The sequence below is a fragment of the Paenibacillus sp. S-38 genome (assembly GCF_049942825.1).
Taxonomy (GTDB): domain Bacteria; phylum Bacillota; class Bacilli; order Paenibacillales; family NBRC-103111; genus Paenibacillus_G.
Window position 1 is genome coordinate 1,737,600 of the sequence record NZ_CP187970.1, and the last position, 20,029, is coordinate 1,757,628.

Below are 20,029 nucleotides of genomic sequence, written 5' to 3' on the forward strand. Positions count from 1 at the left end.
CAGAGGGAGTTTTCGTTACAGCAGCAGGGTGACGGCAAGCAGGTCGAAGAGCGCCAGCGGAAGGATAACGTTGTTGTAATACGGGCTGTAGGCCGGAAAGCCGCCGTATGGGCCGGGAAAGAAAGCGCGGCTGTGCCCCGGAGGCAGCTGCAGATAAATATGGTAGGCATCGATGTGGACGATCATTCCTTCGTGATGATGCCCGTGAGTGGTGTGTACCCGAACGGGTTTATGCAGATGCTGCGTGACGACGCTGAGAATCTGCTCACGGTATTTGTTCAGCGAGTCGAGGAACGACGAGTCGGCTTCATAGATCGATTCGGGCGGCCGGGCTTCCGTAGACATAAAGAAAGACACCTCCTGGGTATGTAAAAGCTGTTATCATCCTATGCGGGCAGCCGGCCTTTCTTGTACATTTTTTTGCAGCCTGCCCAAACCGCTTCCGCGTACTTCCTCTCCTCATGCCCCCCCAACCTGCACCTCTCGGCGCCCAAGCTCGGATGTGGTATAATGAAGTAATACAGAACTACTACAGTAAAGATGGGGTTGGTAAGACAGATGACCGGACAAGAGGGGGGCTGGCAGGAAGCCGCCACCAAGCACGAGCAGATTTTGAAATATATTGAAAGTCTCAAGATTGGAAGCAAGATCTCGGTCCGCAAGATCGCGGAGAAGCTCGGGGTCAGTGAAGGGACGGCCTACCGGGCGATCAAGGAAGCCGATACGATCGGTCTGGTTGCAACGAAGGAGCGGGTCGGTACCGTAAGGGTGGAGAAAAAGCCCAGGGACCACATGGACAAGCTTACCTTTGCAGAGGTGGTCAACATGGTGGACGGGGAGCTGCTCGGCGGACGCGGAGGGCTGGAGAAGACGCTCCATAAGTTCGTGATCGGCGCCATGGAGCAGGACGCCATGCTGCGTTATATCGATCCGGGCTCCCTGCTCATCGTCGGCAACCGGGCCAAGGCGCATCTGTGCGCGCTGGAGCAGGGGGCGGGCGTCTTGATCACCGGAGGCTTCGGCACGAGCGAAGAGGTGAAGGAGCTGGCGGACCGGCTGGAGCTTCCGATCATTTCTTCCTCTTACGATACGTTTACCGTCGCTTCCCTCATTAATCGTGCGATCTATGACCGGCTTATCAAAAAGAAGATTCTGCTCATTGAAGACATCGTTCCGGTGCAGATGCAGGTGTACGTGCTGAAAGCCCATCACACGCTCCGCGACTGGCAGAGGCTGCACGAAGCGACGGGACACAGCCGGTTTCCTGTGGTGGATGAGTGGAACCGGGCGATCGGAATGATCACCTCCAAGGACCTGATCGGCGCCGAGCCCGGCCAGACCATTGACAAGTTCATGACCCGCAGTCCCGTGACGGCCCAGCCGAGCACGTCGGTCGCTTCGGCCGCCCACATGATGGTGTGGGAGGGAATTGAGCTGCTGCCGATCGTGGATGCGGGACGCAAGGTGATGGCCGTCATCTCACGCAAGGACGTGCTGAAGGCCATGCAGCATATCCAGCGCCAGCCGCAGCACGGAGAGACGTTCGAGGACCTGATCTGGTCCGGGTTCTCGGAGGAGAGAGACCGCTCCGGCCAGATCCTCTTCCGGGGGGCGATCACCCCGCAGATGACCAACCGGCTCGGCACCGTTTCCGAAGGGGTGCTTGCCGTGCTGATGACCCAGGCGGCCTACCACGCCGTCCAGGACGTCAAAAAGGGCGACCTCGTGCTCGACAACATGTCCTCGTACTTCGTCCGGCCCGTGCAGATCGACTCCCAGGTCGAGCTGCGCCCGCGCATCATCGAAGTCTCCCGCAAGTTCGGCAAAATCGACGTGGAGATGTTCCACGCCGGCGTGCTCGTGGCCAAAGCCATGCTGACCGCCCAGGTCTTCGACCAGTCCTGAGCATGGCCATTACCGGCGCACGAAGGCCCGAGGCTGGGCACGGTGGGGCCCATGGCATGGCCATGGGGGAAGCCCGGCTGGGCACCGATGCTTCGCCCGGGGACGTCCGAGCTTGCTCATGTCTGGCGCTGGCCTGGTACTGGGCTCATTGCAGTCCAAGGCTGTAGACTATGGGCCTCCACGGGCCGGAGCCCGATACTCCGCCAGTTGGGCTTGCCCAAGAGGCGCACAGCCTTCATCAGCACCGAGCGCCGTGCAAGACCCACGCCTCGCTTTGCATGGCAGGCCGCCCACGCTTTCCATGTGATGCAAAGCATCACGAAATGCATGCGACGGCCTTCTGCGCCCGGTTATCCGATGTTTTTTCGTACAGAGCTGCTCCGGTAGCTAAGTGGCCAGTCTGCCCTTCGTATGTGATGCAAAACATCCCAAAACGCGAGCGACGGCCTTCTGCGCTCGATTATCCGATGTTTTTCATAGCGTTGCAGGCAAAAGGCCGATCTACGCCGCGCATGTGATGCAAAACATCCCAAAACGCGAGCGATGGCCTGTTGCGCTCAGTTATCCGATGTAATTCATCGCATAGATCAGCGCGCAGGCCAAAAGGGCCGATCTACGCTTCGCATGTGATGCAAAACATCCCAAAACGCGAGCGACGGCCTCCTACGCTCGATTATCCGATGTTTTTCATAGCGTTGCAGGCAAAAGGCCGATCTACGCCGCGCATGTGATGAAAAACATCCCAAAACGCGAGCGATGGCCTGTTGCGCTCAGTTATCCGATGTAATTCATCGCATAGATCAGCGCGCAGGCCAAAAGGGCCGATCTACGCCTCGCATGTGATGCAAAACATCCCAAAACGCGAGCGACGGCCTCCTACGCTCGATTATCCGATGTTATTGTTATTTATCACACAGGTTAGCGTGCCGTTAAAGTTTGCTGGTCACAAGTATTTTGTTGAGTGCCGATACGTAGGTGGACTGGGAGACTACCTTCACGATAACACCGAGATGTGTCTCCGAAGAGGGGAAGCCAAAGAGTCCGTCCAAATGGACGGGCTCTTTGGCTTGTTCGGTCATTCAACGTGACCTGAAGGTCAAATTCTTGGGCCATTGCAAGGAAACCGGGGCCAAACCGGCGGAGGAGCTGTCCCAGAAGCACGGCCCGCAGGTCAGCCGGTTACGAGGGAGTCTTCATGAGGGCTCCCGGCGCGTGGTTCGTTTTTGAAAGCGACCTTTGAACGAAGTTCAACGGAGCGACAAAAACGAATCTTGAGCCTGTAAACACGGACCATAGCCGCCGGCGAAGCCGGGAACGGTATTCATGGTCCTTTTCTTTATTCATTTACCCAGCGAAGTGTTTCGTTTTTGAATGCGACCTTTGAACGAAGTTCAACGGAGCGCAAAAACGAAATCACGAGCCCCGAGCCTTAGCGCTTGCTAAAATGAATATGATTGCGAATTCCCGCAAAAAGGTTGAACACGCCGAGCAGCAGACACACCGTACCGAAAATCCGCCGCATGACGGAGTCGTGCAGGAAGAACAGCTGGGAGATGGCCAGTATGACCAGCATGGTGCCCATCGCGATGTTCATCCGGGAAGAATAGAGGCCGCGCAGCCGATGGTCCGCAGCCCGGCGGTACCGGAAGCTGTAATAAACGGAAAAGGCCAAAGCAATAACGACCAGGGTACTGAGGGCGACCTGGATATTGGCAAGCATCGGGTCAGCACATCCTTAAGCAAAGTGAAGTGGTCCCCAGTGGACAAGGGGAGGTCTTTCTCCACTTTAGCGATTTCGGCCGGCGAAAGCAACAGGGGAACCCCGGGGGTTAGGGGGTCGGCAGCCGCTTCCATTCCTTGATCGTGACCCACACCTTGAGCTCGGTCTGCGTCAGCACGATCCACCGGACGCCGAGGACCATATAGTCCCGGTCGAGCACGCCGAGGTAAGGTTTTTCCTTTAGGATGCTCTCGTAGACCTCCGGCATGGCGGCGAAGTCCGAAATCTTGCGGCCGATCACCACTTTTTTGAGATCGCTGTTGACCCGTTTGCGCAGCTCGCTCTCCGTCAGTGTGTCGAAGGGGGTGCCTTCTTCCGAAACGACAAAAACATTCAGCCGGTTAATCGTGGTCTGCTGGTTTTTGGTCTTTTTCAGATCGGCGATCTCTCCTTCGAGTTCATCCTTCTGCGCGTGCAGCTTCCGGTTCTCGACGATGACCATATTGAGGCGCTGATTGTAGATGCTGAGGAACAGGGCGGCCCCGATGATCATGCCGGACGCCAGAAGGCCGATCGCACGCATGTAGGCACTGAAGAAGCCGGGAGGGGGAACCTTCACGAGCCGGCTCCGGTGCCGCAGATCCATTTGATCAGCGAGGTGCCCATATGCGCCCCCACGAAAGCGCACACGATATAGAGGATTTGCTGGATGGCCGGCGAGATGTGCCCGTCGTGAAAATGGGTCTCGATCGCGCGTATGGGATCGATGGTGCCTCCGATGGCTGCCACCATGGCCCAGATCTTGATCTGCTCCGCCACGGTCTCCATCCGGTGGACGGGCGGATCCAGCGTGATCACGGCGCAGATGCCGGCCAGCATCGTGCCGCCGAGCACAACCCCGAAGGCGACGAAGAAGTCCAGCAGGCATTTGGTCAAAAAGGACGCCATAAGCGTTCCCCCTTTCTCCGGTTCCCGGTTCAGGGCACAGGCCCTGCGTGTAAAAATCGGCGTAGGGCTCTAAGGGCAGCGGAACGGGAAATGCATACGGCCCGTCCCGTGCCGACGCCGCAAGAAGCCGTTTGTCCTTCATCGGATGTAGAGATTATATGTGGCAATCCCATGGACATGACTTGTAAATTGCGGATAAGGGGATACATATGGCACACCTGTTCGCCTTGTGCTAGAATGGGCGTATACCATATGACGAACGTGAGGAGGCGGCCCGGATGGGCGATTTTGTCCATTTGCATGTGCACAGCGAATACAGCCTGCTGGACGGCGCCGCAAGGATTGAGACCTTGGTGTCCCGTGCGGCGGACCTCGGCATGACTTCTTTGGCGCTGACGGACCATGGGGTCATGTACGGGGCGATTCCTTTTTATAAAGCATGCCGGGAACGGGGGATCAAGCCGATCATCGGCTGCGAAGTATACTATACCTCCGGCTCCCTGAAGCAGAAGGGGACGCGGCAGGACCAGCCGATCTATCACCTGATCCTGCTGGCGAAGAACCTGCAGGGCTATCAGAATCTGATGAAGCTGGTGTCGGTGGCGCACCTCGAAGGCTATCATTATAAGCCGCGCATCGACCCGGAGCATTTGCAGAAGTACAGTGAGGGCCTGATCTGCACGAGCGCCTGTCTCGGCAGCGAGGTGTCGCAGCATCTGCTGCACGGCAGGTATGACGAGGCCAAGGCGGCAGCAGAGCGCTACCGGGATATCTTCGAGGAGGATTTCTTCCTGGAGGTGCAGGACCACGGCCTGGCCGAGCAAAAGAAAGTCAACCAGGACCTGATCCGCCTCGGCCGCGAGACCGGCATTCCGCTCGTGGCTACGAACGACGTGCATTACGTCTACGAGCCCGATCATGCGATGCAGGATATTCTGATCTGCATTGGGACGGGCAAGACGGTCGAGGACGAGGACCGGCTGCGCATTCACTCCTCCCAGCTGTTCCTGAAGAGCGCGGAAGAGATGGGGCGGCTGTTCCCCCACGTGCCGGAGGCGATCGAGAATACACGGGTCATTGCGGGGCGCTGTGAGCTTGAGCTTGAATTCGGCCGTTCGATTCTGCCGCAGTTCGACCCGATTCCGGAGGGGCTGACGGCGAGTGATTATCTTGCCGAGCTCTGCCGCACGGGCCTGCAGGAGCGGTATGCTTCGCTCTCCGAATGGGAGGACGAAGCGTGGAGGCGCAATGTCGAGGACCGGCTCGACTACGAGCTCGGCGTGATTGAGCGGATGGGGTATTCGGATTATTTTTTGATCGTGTGGGATTTCATCCGCTTCGCCCATGAGGAAGGCATCGTAACCGGCCCGGGTCGGGGATCGTCGGCGGGCAGCCTTGTGGCCTATGTGCTCAACATCACCGACGTCGACCCGATCCGCTACAACCTGCTCTTCGAGCGGTTCCTGAATCCGGAGCGGGTGTCGATGCCGGATATCGATATTGACTTCAGCGACCTGCGCCGCGACGAGGTGATCGACTACGTCGTGCGCAAATATGGGCGGGACCGCGTCGCCCAGATCATCACGTTTGGAACGATGGCCGCCAAGGCGGCCGTGCGGGACGTGGGGCGGGCGCTGAACCTGCCGTACAACGACGTGGACAAAGCGGCGAAGCTCATTCCCGGCCAGCTCGGTATGACGCTTGAGGCGGCGCTGCGCACCACGCCGGAGCTGAAGGCACTGGCCGACCGGCAGCCGAAGACGGCGGAGCTGCTCGAGATGGCGATGAAGGTCGAAGGCATGCCGCGCCACGCGTCAACGCATGCCGCAGGCGTCATCATCTCTCGGGAACCGCTGACGCAGTATGTGCCGCTGCAGGAGGGCACCGAGCAGACGGCGCTGACCCAGTATCCGATGGAGCACCTGGAGTCGATCGGGCTGCTCAAGATGGATTTTCTCGGGCTGCGCACCCTGTCCATCATCGAGCGCTCGCTGGAGTGGATCCGGGAGCGCTCAGGGAGGGCCATCGACTGGAAGAGCGTTTCGATGGAAGACCCTCTGACTTACGAGATGCTCGGACGCGGTGACACGACCGGAGTCTTCCAGCTCGAGTCGCCGGGGATGCGCCGGGTGCTGAAGGAGCTCCGGCCGAGCGTGTTCGAGGACATCATCTCGGTCCTCGCGCTGTACCGTCCGGGTCCGATGGAGTTCATCCCGCAGTATATCCGGTGCAAGCACGGCCAGCAGGAGGTGGACTATCCGCATCCGGTGCTGGAGGGGATCCTGAAGGATACGTACGGCATCATCGTCTACCAGGAGCAGATCATGCAGATCGCTTCCCTGATGGCCGGCTTCTCGCTCGGCGAAGCGGACCTGCTGCGCCGGGCGGTGTCCAAGAAGAAGCGGGAGGTGCTCGATGAGGAGCGAGCCCACTTCGTGGAAGGCAGCGCGGGACAGGGCTACACCGAGGCGGAAGCGAACCGGGTGTACGACATGATCGTACGCTTCGCGGACTACGGCTTCCCGCGGGCGCATGCGACGGCCTATGGTGTGCTCGCCTTCCAGACGGCGTATCTCAAGGCGCATTACCCGGTCGACTTCATGGCCTCGATGCTGGCGGCCGTGACGGGCAGCCATCACAAGGTAGCCGAGTACTCGGACGACTGCCGCAAGATGGGCATCGCCGTGCTCGGCCCGGACGTCAACGAGAGCGGCGTGCTGTTCACGCCGGTAGGCCCGGAACGTGCGGGCGCCGCGAAGGACGGAGGGAAGGAGACTTCAGCCGGTCAAGGAACGTCGAGTCAAGAAACATGGAGTCAAGAAACGTTGGGTCAAGAAGCAGAATCCGGCCATGGGGCGATCCGCTTCGGACTCGCCGCCATCAAGAATGTCGGCACGAATGCGATCGAATCGATCATCAAGGAGCGGCGGTCTGGCCCGTACCAGAGCCTGATCGACTTCTGCCGGCGGATCGACCTGCGCGTGTGCAACAAGCGCGTGCTGGAGTCGCTGATCCAGGCGGGGGCGCTCGATTCGCTGCCTGGCCACCGCTCCCAGCTGCTGGCGATGCTCGAAGACGCCGTCGATGCCGCCGTCAAGTGGCGCAAGGACCGCGACGATCTGCAGCTTGTGCTCGACGGGTTCGTGGAAGAGGTGTCCTGGGAGGTGGAATATCCTGCCGTGGCGCCTTATTCCATGACCCAGAAGCTGGAGCTCGAGCGGGAGCTGCTCGGTCTGTACATCTCCGGCAGCCCGCTGGATGACTACGAGGACGTGCTCCGCAGGCTCGAGCCCGATTCGCTTGCCCAGCTTCCGCAGTACCCGGACGGGAGCGAGGTCAAGGTGGCGGGACTCGTCATGAGCAGCAAGACGATCGTGACGAAGAAGGGCCAGCCGATGGCCTTCATGGAGCTGGAGGACCGGGTAGGCAAGTCCGAGGTCGTGCTTTTCCCTGAGGTCTGGAAGCGCGCGGCCCCGGTTGTGCAGAAGGGCCGTCCCGTGCTCGTGCTGGCGAAGCTGCAGCTCGGCGACGAGGACTTCAAGCTGCTCGCCGACCAGGTGGTGGCGCTGGATGACCCGCAGCTCGAGCAGAAGGCCGCGAAGCCGGCGGGCGGCGGCTATGCCCGCGGCGGCGCGGGCCGCAGCGCGCCGGCTGCCGGGCGTCCGCCGCAGGCAGCTGCCTCGCCCGGCGGGCGGCACAGCGCTGGGCCAGGCGCCCAGCCAGGCAGCGCGGCTTCAGCCGCAGGGCGCCCGGCAGCGCCAGCCGGCGGCACGCGCCCGGGCAGCCCCGGTGCCGCTGCTGCGCCGCCGGGCACGGCCGGGCGCCAGCCGCAGCCGGCCGCCGGCAGCCCCGGCGCGGCAGCCGCGCCCCAGCGCTCCGCCGCGGGTAGCCCCGGCGCGGCAGCCGCGCCCCAGCGCTCCGCCGCGGGTAGCCCCGGCGCAGCAGCCGCGTCCCAGCGTTCCGCCGCGGGCACGGCCCCGCGCCAAGCGCCTGCGACGGCCGGCGCTCCGCCCGCCGGCCGCCCGCCGCAGGCGGCGCCCCGCACGGCGGCTCCGGCCCGCGGCCAGGCCGGCACGGGCGGCAGCGCCCCGGCACGGCGCGGCGCAGCGGCTCCGCGCACAGCGGCGGTGCAGCGCGTGTACATGCGCATCTCGCCGAAGCACGAGGAGCCGGCGGTGCTCGCCGAGCTGAAGCGCCTGATCACCGAGCAAGCCGGGCCTCTGCCGGTGGTGCTCTATTACGAGAGCTCCCAGAAGACGCTCGGGCTCAGCGACCAATATCAGGTGAAACCTTCACCGGAGCTGTTCCACCGCATTGAAGAGCTGCTCGGCAAAGACAGCGTGAGAGTGAAGTAGCGGAAGGCCGCAGTCCGCGGCGGCCTTCCGTTTACACAAATTTTATATGCTGATGTCTTTCCGGCTGTAAGGCAAGTTTTGATTTTGCGTAAACCTGAACTAAACCCTGCCTTCCCGGCATACATTTAGTAACCCGTACCAAAGAACCGGCTGAACAGCCGGGGAACGGCGCTGCGCGTGTTGCGAAATGGATCCCGGAGGAGGCGTTTTTTTTTATGACCAAAGACCCCATTATCGAATGCTTGGAGAAGCGTGGCGTCACGATTGACAGCATTGCCGAGATCGTTCACCAGCTCCAGCTGCCCTACAATCCGGCCTTGTCCAAGCAGGCTTGTGTGGACAGCGTCCTGACGGTTCTCCAAAAACGCGAAGTGCAGTATGTGCTCTACACGGGTATCGCGCTCGACGAGCTGGCGGAGCAGAAGCTCCTGCCGCAGCCGCTGCAGGGGCTGATGGAGACGGACGCCTCCCTGTACGGGGTGGACGAGACGCTGGCCCTCGGGATCGTACACGTCTACGGCATGGTCGGACTCACTAGCTTCGGCTATCTGGATAAGAAAAAAATCGGGATTATTCGGGAGCTCAACGACCATTCGACAGGCATCCATGTCTTCCTCGACGACCTGGTCGCAGGCCTGGCCGCCGCCGCCTCGGCGCGGATCGCCCACCGTCATCAGGACGAGCTTGATGGTCAGGATGACGGTGCCTGAAGCTCCGATCCTGCCGAAAAAGCGCTGATTTTCAAGGAAAATGGACCCCCGCCGCAAGACCCCCCTCGGTTGCGGGAAAAAGTGGAGTTATGATATCATTATTCCATTATGTTCGTGATCCAGGCAGTTCCTGCGGCGGGGAAGTTCTCTCCGCGGCTGGGTCACCTAGATAAACGCGCCTGACCTTGAGCTTGTTGGCGAATTTCGTTTATCCCGGGGGAGGGTCTTTTTTCATGTGGACGGTTATCTATATCGCTCCGACCGCCAAAATTGCTGACAAGATCAAGCAAAGACTAACGGAAGAGGGCTTTCTTGTACAAGTACGGGCTATCAACATGACAAAGAACCAGTTCGAGATCGTCGTTCCCGAAGGTGAATTGGAAGAAGTTCAAGAGGTTCTGAACTCTATTCTGCATAGATCTTAAGGATAAGCGGTGAGCCAAGGAAAGCCGAGAGCAACCGCAAGCGAGGTGTAGTCGTGCAATTTAAAGACTTGTTTCAGAAGAAAAGAAAATACGCCACCGTCCCTTCGACGGACAGGCCTGCCCAGAGCCGGGTGATTGATGGAGCGATCGACATTCCCGAGGAGCGGCCGCGGCGTGAAATCCCCGAAGGCCTCATGAACAAATGCCCCAAGTGCGGGACGATTCAGTACAACAAGGAACTCGACAAAAACCTGAAAGTCTGTACGTCTTGCGACTACCATTATAAGCTGAACGCGGTGGAACGCATTCAGATGACCATGGACGAAGGGATGTTCGTGGAGTATAACGCTGACCTGGCTTCGGAAGATCCGCTCGGCTTCCCGGAGTACGGCAAGAAGTACGCCAAGGCGGTCGAATCGACCGGTATGCAGGATGCGGTGATCACAGGAGAAGGCACCATCGGGGGCTATCCGGTGGTCGTGGCGGTAATGAGCTTTGACTTCATGGGCGGATCGCTCGGTTCCGTAGTGGGCGAGAAGGTGGCCATCGCCGTAGAGAAAGCCATCGAGAAGAAATGCCCGATGATCATTTTCTCGACATCCGGCGGTGCGCGCATGCAGGAGAGCATTCTCAGCCTCATGCAGATGGCGAAGACCTCGGCAGCCCTGGCGAAGTTCAGCGAGCAGGGCGGGCTCTATGTATCGGTGATCACCGACCCGACGTTCGGCGGCGTATCCGCGAGCTTCGCTATGCTCGGGGATTATATCATTGCCGAGCCGGGGGCCGCTTTCGGCTTCACGGGACGCCGGGTGATCGAGCAGACGATCAAGCAGAAGCTGCCGGACAACTTCCAGACGTCGGAGTTCAACCTCCAGCACGGGCAGGTGGATCTGGTGTCCCACCGCAAAGAGCTGCGGAGTACGCTGGCCCGTCTTCTTGGCATGCATACCACAAAGGAGGAAATCGTTCATGGCAAGTGAAATGCCCTTTGAGCAGCCGCTTGTAGAGCTTCGGGCCAAAATCGAAGAGCTCCGCAAGTTCAGCAGCGATAAGCAAATCGATTTCTCCGATGAGATCGCCCGCCTGGAGCAGCGTCTGCAGCAGCTTGAATCGGAGCTGTATGCCGGCATGTCCACCAAGCACAAGATGCAGGTTGCCCGTCACCCGCAGCGCCCGACGACGCTGGATTACATCCAGCATCTCTTTACCGATTTCATGGAACTCCACGGAGACCGCCTGTATGGGGACGACCTCGCCATCGTAGGCGGTATTGCCCGTTTTAACGGCATTCCGGTAACGGTTGTCGGCCATCAAAAAGGGAAAGATACTAAAGATAACATTGCCAGGCATTTTGGATGCCCGCATCCGGAGGGCTTCCGTAAAGCGCTTCGTCTCATGAAGCAGGCGGATAAGTTCCGGCGTCCGATCATCACGTTCATCGACACCAAAGGAGCTTTCCCCGGCAATGCGGCCGAGGAGCGGGGGCAGGGCGAGGCCATCGCCCGCAATCTGATGGAGATGGCGGCGATGCGCGTGCCGATCCTGTGCGTCGTGATCGGGGAAGGCGGCAGCGGCGGTGCCCTGGCCCTCGGTGTGGGCAACCGGGTGTTTATGCTGGAGAATGCGATCTACTCCGTCATCTCGCCGGAGGGAGCCGCCTCCATACTGTACAAAGATGCTTCCAAATCCATGGAAGCGGCTGAAGCGATGAAAATCACAGCGGACGAAATCTTGAAGCTCGGCGTGATCGACGGCATCATACCGGAACCGAAGGGCGGAGCCCACAGGGAACCCGCCGCGCAGGCGGAGTCCATCAAGGATACGCTCTGGAGCGCGCTGCAGGAGCTGATGGCTCTTTCAGAGCAGGAGTTAATCGAAGACCGTTACAACAAATTCAGAAACATTGGCCGCTTCACAACCATTCAGGAGGGTAACCCTAATCATGCGTAAAACGAAAATTGTCTGTACGATTGGACCAGTCAGCGAATCGCTGGAGATGTTCAAGAAACTCATCAATGCCGGGATGAACGTCGCCCGTCTCAATTTCTCCCACGGGGACTTCGAAGAGCACGGCAACCGGATCAAGAATGTCCGCCAGGCCTGCCAGGAGCTCGGCAAGAGCGTAGCGATTCTCCTCGATACCAAAGGTCCGGAAATCCGTACGGGCAAACTCAAGGACGATCAGAAGGTTGAACTCGTGCAGGACAACCTGATCACCCTGACGACCGAAGAAATTGTAGGTGACGCGGAGCGCGTTTACATTACATACAAGGACTTGTACAAAGACGTGCGCGTCGGTTCAACGATCCTGATCGACGACGGTCTGATCGGCCTGACGGTAGAAGATATCCGCGGAACCGACATCGTCTGCCGCATCAAGAACGGCGGTCTGCTCGGCGGCAAGAAGGGCGTGAACGTGCCTGGCGTGAAGATCAACCTGCCTGGGATCACGGAGAAGGATGCCAACGACATCATCTTCGGAATTCAGCAGGGTGTGGACTTCATCGCGGCTTCCTTCGTGCGCAAAGCCAGCGACGTCATCGAAATCCGTGAGATTCTGGAGCGCCACAACGCCAACCACATTCAGATCATCTCGAAGATCGAGAACCAAGAGGGCGTAGAGAACCTCGACGAGATTCTCGAGGTGTCCGACGGTCTGATGGTAGCGCGCGGCGACCTCGGCGTAGAGATCCCGGCGGAAGACGTACCTATCGTGCAGAAGGCGATGATCAAGAAGTGTAACCAGGCAGGCAAGCCGGTTATCACCGCAACGATGATGCTCGACTCCATGCAGCGCAACCCGCGTCCGACCCGTGCCGAAGCGAGCGACGTGGCGAACGCCATCTTCGACGGCACCGATGCGGTCATGCTGTCCGGCGAGACGGCTGCCGGCAAGTATCCGGTAGAGTCCGTACAGACGATGGCCCGGATTGCCGAGCGTGCGGAAGCGGCTCTCGAGCACCGCGAGATCTTCATCCGCCAGAGCAACGCCCAGCAGACGACCGTAACCGAAGCGATCTCCCAAGCTGTAGCGAACTCCGCTCTGGATCTGGACGCGAAGGCGATCCTGACGGCTACCGAGAGCGGCTATACCGCGCGCATGGTGTCCAAGTACCGCCCGAAGGCGCCGATCATTGCCGTTACGCCGGATGAGAAAGTGCTTCGCCGTCTGTCCCTCGTATGGGGCGTTGTACCGATCAAGGGTGAAATGTGCACTTCCACCGACCAGCTGTTCGAGCATGCGGTCGATACGAGCCTCAAGGCGGGCCTGGTTTCTCTCGGCGATCTCGTGGTCATTACGGCAGGCGTGCCTGTAGGGCGCTCCGGAACCACGAACCTCATCAAGGTGCACCAGATCGGCGAGATGATTGCGAAGGGCCAAGGGATCGGTACGGCCATCGCTACCGGCAAGGTAGTGACCGCACGTACGGCCGAAGAAGCCGTGGCCAAGACTTCCGAAGGCTGCATTCTCGTTACCGTGACGACGGACAAGGACTACATGCCTGCGTTCGAGAAAGCGGCGGCGGTGATCACCGAAACCGGCGGCATCACGTCCCACGCGGCAGTAGTCGGCATTTCCCTGGGCAAGCCGGTGATCGTCGGTGTAGAAAAGGCGCTTGAGATTCTCAAAGACAACGCCGAAGTGACCCTGTATCCGGAAGTCGGCGTGATCTATTCCGGCCGCGCCCGCGTCCTGTAAGGTCCCATAGCTTTAAACATAAGCGAAACTGAATTCCGGTTTCGCTTTTCTTTTTGTTCAGGTCGCGATTGTTAATAAAATGTAAATGAAGGACTGGGGTCACAGTAGTTTTTGCGGTATCCCGGTCCCTTCTATTAAAATAAGGTAAAGGCGGAAGAAGTCTCCTTCCGGTGCAGGGTACGCCTGGCCATCATTGGGGTAATAGAGGTCTGTGCGATCCTTCAGCCGGGAAGAGTCATCTGCAGCGAAGTTAAGATTCAAGAAAGCAGTCGAAAGAAGGGGACGCAGGTGGAAACAGGGAAGGCCCCGGATGACCGGTGGTTTATTTATGAAGTACGGGTACGCTATGAGGAAACAGACCAGATGGGTGTAGTCTATCACGCCAACTACCTGACCTGGTTCGAGATCGGCCGCACGGAGATGATCCGCTCACTGGGCATGCCTTACCAGACGCTGGAAGCAAGGGGACTGCTGCTGCCGCTCACTGACGCGGAGATGAAGTTTCGGCTGCCGGCACGGTATGACGACTGGATTACGATCCGCGTTCGGGTCAGCGAGTTCTCGAGCCTGCGGCTGACGTTCGAATGCGAAATCCGGCGCGGCACGGAGCTGCTCGTAACCGGCAGGACGAAGCATGTGTGGGTGAACCGGGAATGGCGCCCGACCCGGATCGATAAGGAAGCGCCGGATTTGTACGAGCTCATCAAAGCCTCATGGGATTATTAAGAGTTTTTAAAAAATACATCACTGCCTTTACATAAAATTAACAAAAACCGGGCGCTCCCTTAACATTGTCGAATTACGATGAAAAGAGTTGAAAAAAAGATAGAATACCGTGAAATACCATGGAGGATTGGGTCACTATGAAGGAAACTGCCCCTCGCGAGGCGGCTGCCGCCAACCATTATTTGAACCGTGATTTGAGCTGGGTGGAATTCAATTGGCGCGTGCTCGAGGAAGCACAGGATCCGACGACGCCGCTGCTGGAGAGAGTCAAGTTTCTGTCTATCGTTTCATCGAATTTGGATGAGTTTATGAGTGTCCGGGTCGCCGGGATCGTAGACCAGATCAAAGCCGGCTATACCAAAAAGGATTTTACCGGTTATACTCCCGCCGGACTGTTCAAGCGTGTAATGAAGCGCGCGGCGAAGATGGTGGCCGAGCAGTACCGGACCTCCCGGGAGATTACCCGGGCGCTGGCCAAGGAAGGCATTATTCTCACGAACTATGATGAGCTCAATGTCACGCAGCGCAAAGCCATGGACGAATATTACCATGAGATTGTATTCCCCGTACTGACACCGATGGCGGTCGATCAGGCACGGCCGTTTCCACTGGTACATACTCAATCCCTGTATCTGGCCGTCGTGCTGATGAAGGAAGGGGAGGATCCGGAGGAGGAACCGTACTTCGCGATTCTTCAGGTACCGTCCAATCTGAACCGGTTCATCGGCGTGCCCTGCCGTACGAACAGCAAGAAGCATGAATACATCCTGCTCGAGACGCTGATCGAGCACCATATTCATACCCTGTTCAGCGGGTATACGCCGGTGTCGGTACACGGCTTCCGTCTGACCCGTAATGCGGACCTCACCTTGAATGAGGAAGGCGCCGAGGACCTGCTCGAGGAGATCGAGATCCAGCTCCGCCGCCGGCGCTGGGGGGCTCCGGTAAGGCTGGAGGTGCAGCGCGGCATCCACCCTTATGCACTTCAGCAGCTCATCGAGGAATTCGAAATCTCGGATAACATCTTCGAGATCGACGGACCGATCGATCTGACCTTCTTCATGAAGCTGTCGGGCTCCCTGCAGGGATACGATCACCTCCGCTACCCGCAGATCAAACCCGTTTACCCGGCGGAGCTCGAGAACGAGGACGACCTGTTCCAAAAGCTGCGGCAGCAGGATGTGCTCGTATACCACCCGTACGAATCCTTCGATGCCGTCACGGACTTTGTCACGCAAGCCGCTAACGATCCTCATGTGCTCGCGATCAAGATGACGCTGTATCGGGTCAGCGGCAATTCCCAGCTGATCCAGGGGCTTGCAGCAGCGGCGGAATCCGGTAAGCAGGTGACCGTTGTCGTGGAGCTCAAAGCGCGCTTCGACGAAGAGCGGAATATCGCCTGGGCGAGGAAGCTGGAACAGTCGGGCTGTCATGTGGTGTACGGACTGGTGGGCCTCAAGACGCATGCCAAAATCACCCTGGTCGTCCGTCAGGAGCCGGATGGTCTGCGCCGTTATGTTCACGTGGGCACGGGAAATTACAACGACAACACGGCGAAGCTGTATACGGATGTGGGGCTGTTCACTACGGATAAAATTATCGGTGAGGATGCATCCGCCCTGTTTAACGAGGTGACGGGCTACTCGGCTCCTCATAACTGGAAGGCTTTCGGGGTGGCGCCGACGGATCTGATGGATAAGCTCATCGAGAAAATCCGCAGGGAAGCCCGCAATGCAGCCGAGGGCAAGCCGGCCCGGATTATCGCCAAGTTCAACTCGCTGTCCAACCAGCAGATGGTCGACGAGCTCTATGCCGCTTCACAGGCAGGTGTCAAAATCGATCTCATTATCCGCGGCGTATGCTGCTTACGGCCCGGTGTTCCGGGGCTCAGTGAGAATATTACGGTCCGCAGCATCGTGGACCGGTTCCTGGAGCATTCGCGGATCTTTTACTTCGGCAACGGAGGGGATGGGGAGGTTTATCTGGCGAGTGCCGACTGGATGACGCGGAACCTGACCCGGAGGGTGGAGCTGATGTGTCCCGCCTTCAATAAGGGGATTCAGCAGTCGCTGATCCGCATTCTGCAGCTGAACCTCGACGATAATGTCAAGGCGCGGCAGCTGCAGTCCAACGGCATGTATGAGCGGATGACTCCGGCGGCGGGTGAGCCGCCGCTTCGCAGTCAGTTTGAGGCGATGCGGATCAGTTCGTGGAAAACGAAGGCTCGTGAATCTTGAGCTGAAGTCCCCAGGTTTTCTTGAAATCCTTCTGGAGCGCCTCGACCTCTCTGTATTCTGCAGAGGGGTCGTGCAGCGTCAGGAGACGCAGGTGCAGGGATGTGTTCTCGGAGAAAGCGGCGGTCACATCGATCGCCTGTGTCTCGCTTACATCTAGAGCGACGGCAAGCTGCAGCAGTGTGCCGAGACGCGCGATCAGGTCGACATCGGATTCTTTCAGAATATCCTTGAAGGGCTGGACCGCCTGCTGGGTCCGGTTTTTTGCTTTGTAGGAGGCAATGAGGGCACAGAGCAGAATCTCCCGGTGGCTTAGCCCGTCAATCCGCGTGTGGGCGATCATATGGAACGAGTGCTTCGGATACTGGTAGTACAGCAGAGAGGCGCCGATCCGGTAGAGCTTGGCCGCAATGTGCAGGCACATCCGCAGTCTTGGCGAGTACCGGTGGGTCCCGCCTTCCGCTAGGGCGTCGTAGAGCTTCAGCACGGTCCGGCATACCCGCTGGATATGAGCTGCGGGTGCCGTGGAATGCAGGGCAAGCAGGTTGTCGGAGCTCAGCTCCGCGATCGGCTTCTCACTCGTGACGGCAGGATGGAACGCTTCGAAGAAAAGGCCGTCGCGCAGGCCTGCTCCGCTGACGATGTAGTGGGAGCCGTGGACGGTTTGGAAGACGGTCTGAAGGATGATCATCCCCGGTATTATAATATCGAACCGGTCTTTGGACAGCCCCTCCACCTTCTTGCGCTTCTCCGCAGGGAGACCCGGCAGCCAGGAGACAAGCTCGTCCACATCCGAAGCCGGCAGAGGGTAGTTATGCGTCTGCGGCAGGGAGTAGCGTCTGCGGCGCTGATTGATTTTGCACAGCGTGCGGACTCCTCCGCCGAGACCGACGAGGGGAAGGCCGGGGCTCGAAGCGATCCAGGGTTCTCTTGCCAGGGCTTCTTCGACCATCTCGCGGATGGCCTTCAGCTGCGCTTCCCCGAATTCGCCGCCCGGGGCATATTTGCGCGTCGTGTTCACGGCGCCGAACGGGAAGGAGACGCTCTGAATGAGCTTCCGTTCGCGAAACAGGGAGATCTCGGTGCTGCCGCCCCCGATGTCGACGAGGAAGCCGTCCGCGATATCCATCGTTTGGATCATACCGAGGAAACCGAGACGCGCTTCGTCCTGGCCGGACAAGATCTCGATATCCCAGCTGGTTTCCCGGGACAAGGCCTCTTGAATCTGCTCCGTGTTCGTGGCGTTACGGACGGCGGCGGTGGCGGCCACCCGGCATTCGATGACTTCATGAGAGCGGCAGATGCGCTTGAAGTGTGAGAGGATGCGAACCAGATCCTGTATCTCTTCAGGAGGCAGGGCGCCGTCCGGACCGATTTTTTGGCTGAGCCGCGCCGATTCCTTGAACTCGCTGATGACCCGGTAAGCTCCGCCGAAACCCAGTTCATAGATCGCCAGCCGGATGGAGTTCGAGCCGATGTCGATGATGCCGATTCTCTTGGAGTCCTTCATGACTAAGCCTCCTGTAATGGTGTAGGGGTGAAGATCCCCTTTATTTTAACATCGTTTGGTGCCCTGTCCAAACTTTCCCGAATAAATTGGGAAGGGAAATGAAATGCTTCTATTGGGAGCTTTTGTATGGGTGTGATGCGAGAGCGGAGTGGCAGGAAGAAGGGAGAACAAGATTTTCCAGTCTGAACGCAAATGAACCATAGTGGAAGTGATGACAGGGTAGGAAACGGGAGGCAGCGCCTGTATCCAAAGTTGTATCATAACCCGGAATCGGGTATGTTTATAAGGCCGGTCCGCGTACATAGCTTGAAGTAAATGTGAAAGAAATAAGGCGAATGGGCTCCGAATGACGGATAAAGCTTTGCTTGGTACCTTCAAAGAAAAGTTTATTAAAGGGGCGGCATGCCGCAGGAAAACCTTCTGCTTTAATTTGTTAAAAGGTTTTCCATTAGGTACTGAGATCGAGGTTTCCGGAGGAACATTCAGTGGACGTACCGCAGGAAAAGTATCCACTAGACGTTTGATAAAAACTTTTCCTATCGTGCTGATAATGAACTTTTATGTCTAAATTTGTTCACATCGGTTGGTAAATCCTTTATAGTAGACATATGTGAAATTGAACGCCAAAGGAGAGATTAACTTGACCGCCACCAAAGGTTTGGAAGGAATCGTAGCGACAACGTCCTCCATCAGCTCGATCATTGACGGTGTGCTCACGTATCGTGGCATCAACATTGACGACCTTGCCGAGAACGCGACATTCGAAGAAGTCGTATATTTGCTCTGGTATGGTAAACTGCCTAATCGCTCCGAGCTGAACCAACTGATCCAAGATCTGAGCAGCAGCGCGGCTGTGCCGGCTGAAGTGCTCGATGGAATCAAGCTGTTCCCTAAAGACGTGAATACGATGGCAGCCCTTCGCACCGCCGTTTCCTCCCTGGCGCTGTATGATGCGGAAGCTAACGATATGACTCCTGAATCGAATCTCCGCAAAGCGATTAAGCTGCAGGCTCAGCTGCCTACGATCGTGGCTGCTTTTGCCCGCATTCGTCAAGGCCAGGAACCGATTGCGCCTAAATCCGGTGTATCCATCGCGGAGAACTTCCTTTACATGCTGACCGGCAAAAATCCGGAGAAGATCGCAATCGAAGCACTGGATAAAGCGCTCGTGCTCCATGCCGACCATGAACTGAACGCTTCCACCTTCGCGGCACGCGTTACTGTTGCAACGCTGTCCGATATCTACTCCGGCGTAACGTCCGCAATCGGCGCTCTCAAAGGCCCTCTGCATGGCGGAGCGAACGAAGCGGTGATGGCGATGCTCGAAGAAATCGGCACAGCGTCCAACGTAACGGCTTACATCAACGAGAAGCTGGCGAACAAAGAGAAGATCATGGGCTTCGGCCACCGTGTCTACAAGAACGGCGACCCGCGTGCGAAGCATCTCATGAAGATGTCCGAGGAGCTCGGTAAAATTACGAACAACATGAACTGGTATGACATGTCGATCCAGATCGAAGAACTCGTAACCGGCCAGAAGGGCCTGAAGCCGAATGTGGACTTCTACTCCGCATCCGTCTATACCTCCCTTGAAATCCCGCGTGACCTGTTCACTCCGATCTTCGCGATCTCCCGTACGTCCGGCTGGACAGCACACATTCTCGAGCAGTATGAGAACAACCGTCTGATCCGTCCTCGTGCGGAATACACAGGTCCATCCCACCAAGCTTTCATTCCGATCGAGCAGCGCTAATCGGATTATAAGGCAGCTTAAGAGCGGGCTGCTGCAGGATCCC

At 58.4% G+C, this 20,029-nt stretch carries 16 protein-coding genes; 11 read left to right on the plus strand and 5 right to left on the minus strand.

What is annotated here, in order from left to right:
- Positions 1 to 15: 15 nt before the first annotated feature.
- The gene (locus ACP26L_RS08340) at positions 16 to 345 is read right to left on the minus strand and encodes a hypothetical protein (protein WP_426452057.1); all 330 of its coding nucleotides are present in this window, start codon (positions 343 to 345) and stop codon (positions 16 to 18) included.
- A gap of 213 nt (positions 346 to 558) precedes the next feature.
- On the opposite strand from ACP26L_RS08340, the gene ACP26L_RS08345 reads away from it, so the two are divergent.
- Positions 559 to 1,905, plus strand: a complete 1,347-nt coding sequence (locus tag ACP26L_RS08345) for a DRTGG domain-containing protein (RefSeq protein WP_426454866.1) — start codon at positions 559 to 561, stop codon at positions 1,903 to 1,905.
- A 1,429-nt stretch (positions 1,906 to 3,334) separates the two neighbouring features.
- Here the strand turns inward: ACP26L_RS08345 and ACP26L_RS08350 are convergent.
- The 3 genes from ACP26L_RS08350 to ACP26L_RS08360 all read right to left on the minus strand — a co-directional run bounded on the left by ACP26L_RS08350 (position 3,335) and on the right by ACP26L_RS08360 (position 4,573).
- Positions 3,335 to 3,625, minus strand: coding sequence for a YtpI family protein (locus tag ACP26L_RS08350; RefSeq protein ID WP_014649933.1), 291 nt, complete (start codon positions 3,623 to 3,625; stop codon positions 3,335 to 3,337).
- 109 nt (positions 3,626 to 3,734) lie between these two features.
- Positions 3,735 to 4,271 carry a hypothetical protein gene (locus tag ACP26L_RS08355; RefSeq protein ID WP_426452058.1) on the minus strand — a complete coding sequence of 179 codons (537 nt, stop codon included), beginning with the start codon at positions 4,269 to 4,271 and terminating at the stop codon, positions 3,735 to 3,737.
- The gene (locus ACP26L_RS08360; protein ID WP_426452059.1) at positions 4,241 to 4,573 is read right to left on the minus strand and encodes a YtrH family sporulation protein; all 333 of its coding nucleotides are present in this window, start codon (positions 4,571 to 4,573) and stop codon (positions 4,241 to 4,243) included. Before ACP26L_RS08360 ends, ACP26L_RS08355 begins: the two co-directional genes overlap by 31 nt.
- A gap of 278 nt (positions 4,574 to 4,851) precedes the next feature.
- Here ACP26L_RS08360 and ACP26L_RS08365 point away from each other — a divergent pair, with 278 nt between their 5' ends.
- The 8 genes from ACP26L_RS08365 (at position 4,852) to ppk1 (ending at position 16,726) form a co-directional block, all read left to right on the plus strand.
- Positions 4,852 to 8,928: a DNA polymerase III subunit alpha gene (locus ACP26L_RS08365; protein ID WP_426452060.1), complete on the plus strand. Its 4,077-nt coding sequence runs from the start codon at positions 4,852 to 4,854 to the stop codon at positions 8,926 to 8,928.
- A 215-nt stretch (positions 8,929 to 9,143) separates the two neighbouring features.
- Positions 9,144 to 9,638, plus strand: a complete 495-nt coding sequence (locus tag ACP26L_RS08370) for a phosphatidylglycerophosphatase A family protein (protein WP_426452061.1) — start codon at positions 9,144 to 9,146, stop codon at positions 9,636 to 9,638.
- A 233-nt stretch (positions 9,639 to 9,871) separates the two neighbouring features.
- Complete coding sequence (locus ACP26L_RS08375; protein WP_013915001.1) at positions 9,872 to 10,063, plus strand: hypothetical protein; 192 nt, start codon at positions 9,872 to 9,874, stop codon at positions 10,061 to 10,063.
- Positions 10,064 to 10,116: 53 nt separating this feature from the next.
- A complete protein-coding gene (gene accD / locus ACP26L_RS08380) occupies positions 10,117 to 11,043 on the plus strand; it encodes an acetyl-CoA carboxylase, carboxyltransferase subunit beta (RefSeq protein WP_426452062.1) in 927 nt (308 codons plus the stop codon).
- Positions 11,033 to 12,013 carry an acetyl-CoA carboxylase carboxyltransferase subunit alpha gene (locus tag ACP26L_RS08385; protein ID WP_426452063.1) on the plus strand — a complete coding sequence of 327 codons (981 nt, stop codon included), beginning with the start codon at positions 11,033 to 11,035 and terminating at the stop codon, positions 12,011 to 12,013. The genes accD and ACP26L_RS08385 overlap by 11 nt, the downstream gene beginning before the upstream one ends.
- Positions 12,006 to 13,763, plus strand: a complete 1,758-nt coding sequence (gene pyk / locus ACP26L_RS08390; protein WP_426452064.1) for a pyruvate kinase — start codon at positions 12,006 to 12,008, stop codon at positions 13,761 to 13,763. Before ACP26L_RS08385 ends, pyk begins: the two co-directional genes overlap by 8 nt.
- A 288-nt stretch (positions 13,764 to 14,051) precedes the next feature.
- Complete coding sequence (locus tag ACP26L_RS08395) at positions 14,052 to 14,489, plus strand: acyl-CoA thioesterase (protein ID WP_426452065.1); 438 nt, start codon at positions 14,052 to 14,054, stop codon at positions 14,487 to 14,489.
- A 137-nt stretch (positions 14,490 to 14,626) separates the two neighbouring features.
- Entirely contained in the window at positions 14,627 to 16,726 is a 2,100-nt protein-coding gene (gene ppk1 / locus ACP26L_RS08400; protein WP_426452066.1) for a polyphosphate kinase 1, read from the plus strand.
- Here the strand turns inward: ppk1 and ACP26L_RS08405 are convergent.
- Complete coding sequence (locus ACP26L_RS08405; protein WP_426452067.1) at positions 16,692 to 18,233, minus strand: Ppx/GppA phosphatase family protein; 1,542 nt, start codon at positions 18,231 to 18,233, stop codon at positions 16,692 to 16,694. The genes ppk1 and ACP26L_RS08405 overlap by 35 nt on opposite strands.
- Before the next feature lie 346 nt (positions 18,234 to 18,579).
- Here ACP26L_RS08405 and ACP26L_RS08410 point away from each other — a divergent pair, with 346 nt between their 5' ends.
- On the plus strand, positions 18,580 to 18,801 hold the full coding sequence (locus ACP26L_RS08410; RefSeq protein ID WP_426452068.1) for a hypothetical protein: 222 nt from the start codon (positions 18,580 to 18,582) through the stop codon (positions 18,799 to 18,801).
- 72 nt (positions 18,802 to 18,873) lie between these two features.
- Positions 18,874 to 19,986 (plus strand): citrate synthase, encoded by a 1,113-nt coding sequence (citZ, locus tag ACP26L_RS08415; protein ID WP_426452069.1) that lies wholly within the window; start codon positions 18,874 to 18,876, stop codon positions 19,984 to 19,986.
- Positions 19,987 to 20,029: the final 43 nt, after the last annotated feature.

Excerpts from the sequence above, each read along its gene's own strand:
- ACP26L_RS08405 (WP_426452067.1), bottom strand. The coding sequence starts at position 18,233 with ATGAAGGACTCCAAGAGAATCGGCATCATCGACATCGGCTCGAACTCC.
- pyk (WP_426452064.1), top strand. The coding sequence starts at position 12,006 with ATGCGTAAAACGAAAATTGTCTGTACGATTGGACCAGTCAGCGAATCG.
- ACP26L_RS08385 (WP_426452063.1), top strand. The coding sequence starts at position 11,033 with ATGGCAAGTGAAATGCCCTTTGAGCAGCCGCTTGTAGAGCTTCGGGCC.
- ACP26L_RS08410 (WP_426452068.1), top strand. The coding sequence starts at position 18,580 with ATGACGGATAAAGCTTTGCTTGGTACCTTCAAAGAAAAGTTTATTAAA.
- ACP26L_RS08365 (WP_426452060.1), top strand. The coding sequence starts at position 4,852 with ATGGGCGATTTTGTCCATTTGCATGTGCACAGCGAATACAGCCTGCTG.
- ACP26L_RS08370 (WP_426452061.1), top strand. The coding sequence starts at position 9,144 with ATGACCAAAGACCCCATTATCGAATGCTTGGAGAAGCGTGGCGTCACG.
- ACP26L_RS08345 (WP_426454866.1), top strand. The coding sequence starts at position 559 with ATGACCGGACAAGAGGGGGGCTGGCAGGAAGCCGCCACCAAGCACGAG.
- ACP26L_RS08340 (WP_426452057.1), bottom strand. The coding sequence starts at position 345 with ATGTCTACGGAAGCCCGGCCGCCCGAATCGATCTATGAAGCCGACTCG.
- ACP26L_RS08360 (WP_426452059.1), bottom strand. The coding sequence starts at position 4,573 with ATGGCGTCCTTTTTGACCAAATGCCTGCTGGACTTCTTCGTCGCCTTC.
- ACP26L_RS08375 (WP_013915001.1), top strand. The coding sequence starts at position 9,872 with ATGTGGACGGTTATCTATATCGCTCCGACCGCCAAAATTGCTGACAAG.
- ACP26L_RS08355 (WP_426452058.1), bottom strand. The coding sequence starts at position 4,271 with ATGGATCTGCGGCACCGGAGCCGGCTCGTGAAGGTTCCCCCTCCCGGC.
- ppk1 (WP_426452066.1), top strand. The coding sequence starts at position 14,627 with ATGAAGGAAACTGCCCCTCGCGAGGCGGCTGCCGCCAACCATTATTTG.
- ACP26L_RS08350 (WP_014649933.1), bottom strand. The coding sequence starts at position 3,625 with ATGCTTGCCAATATCCAGGTCGCCCTCAGTACCCTGGTCGTTATTGCT.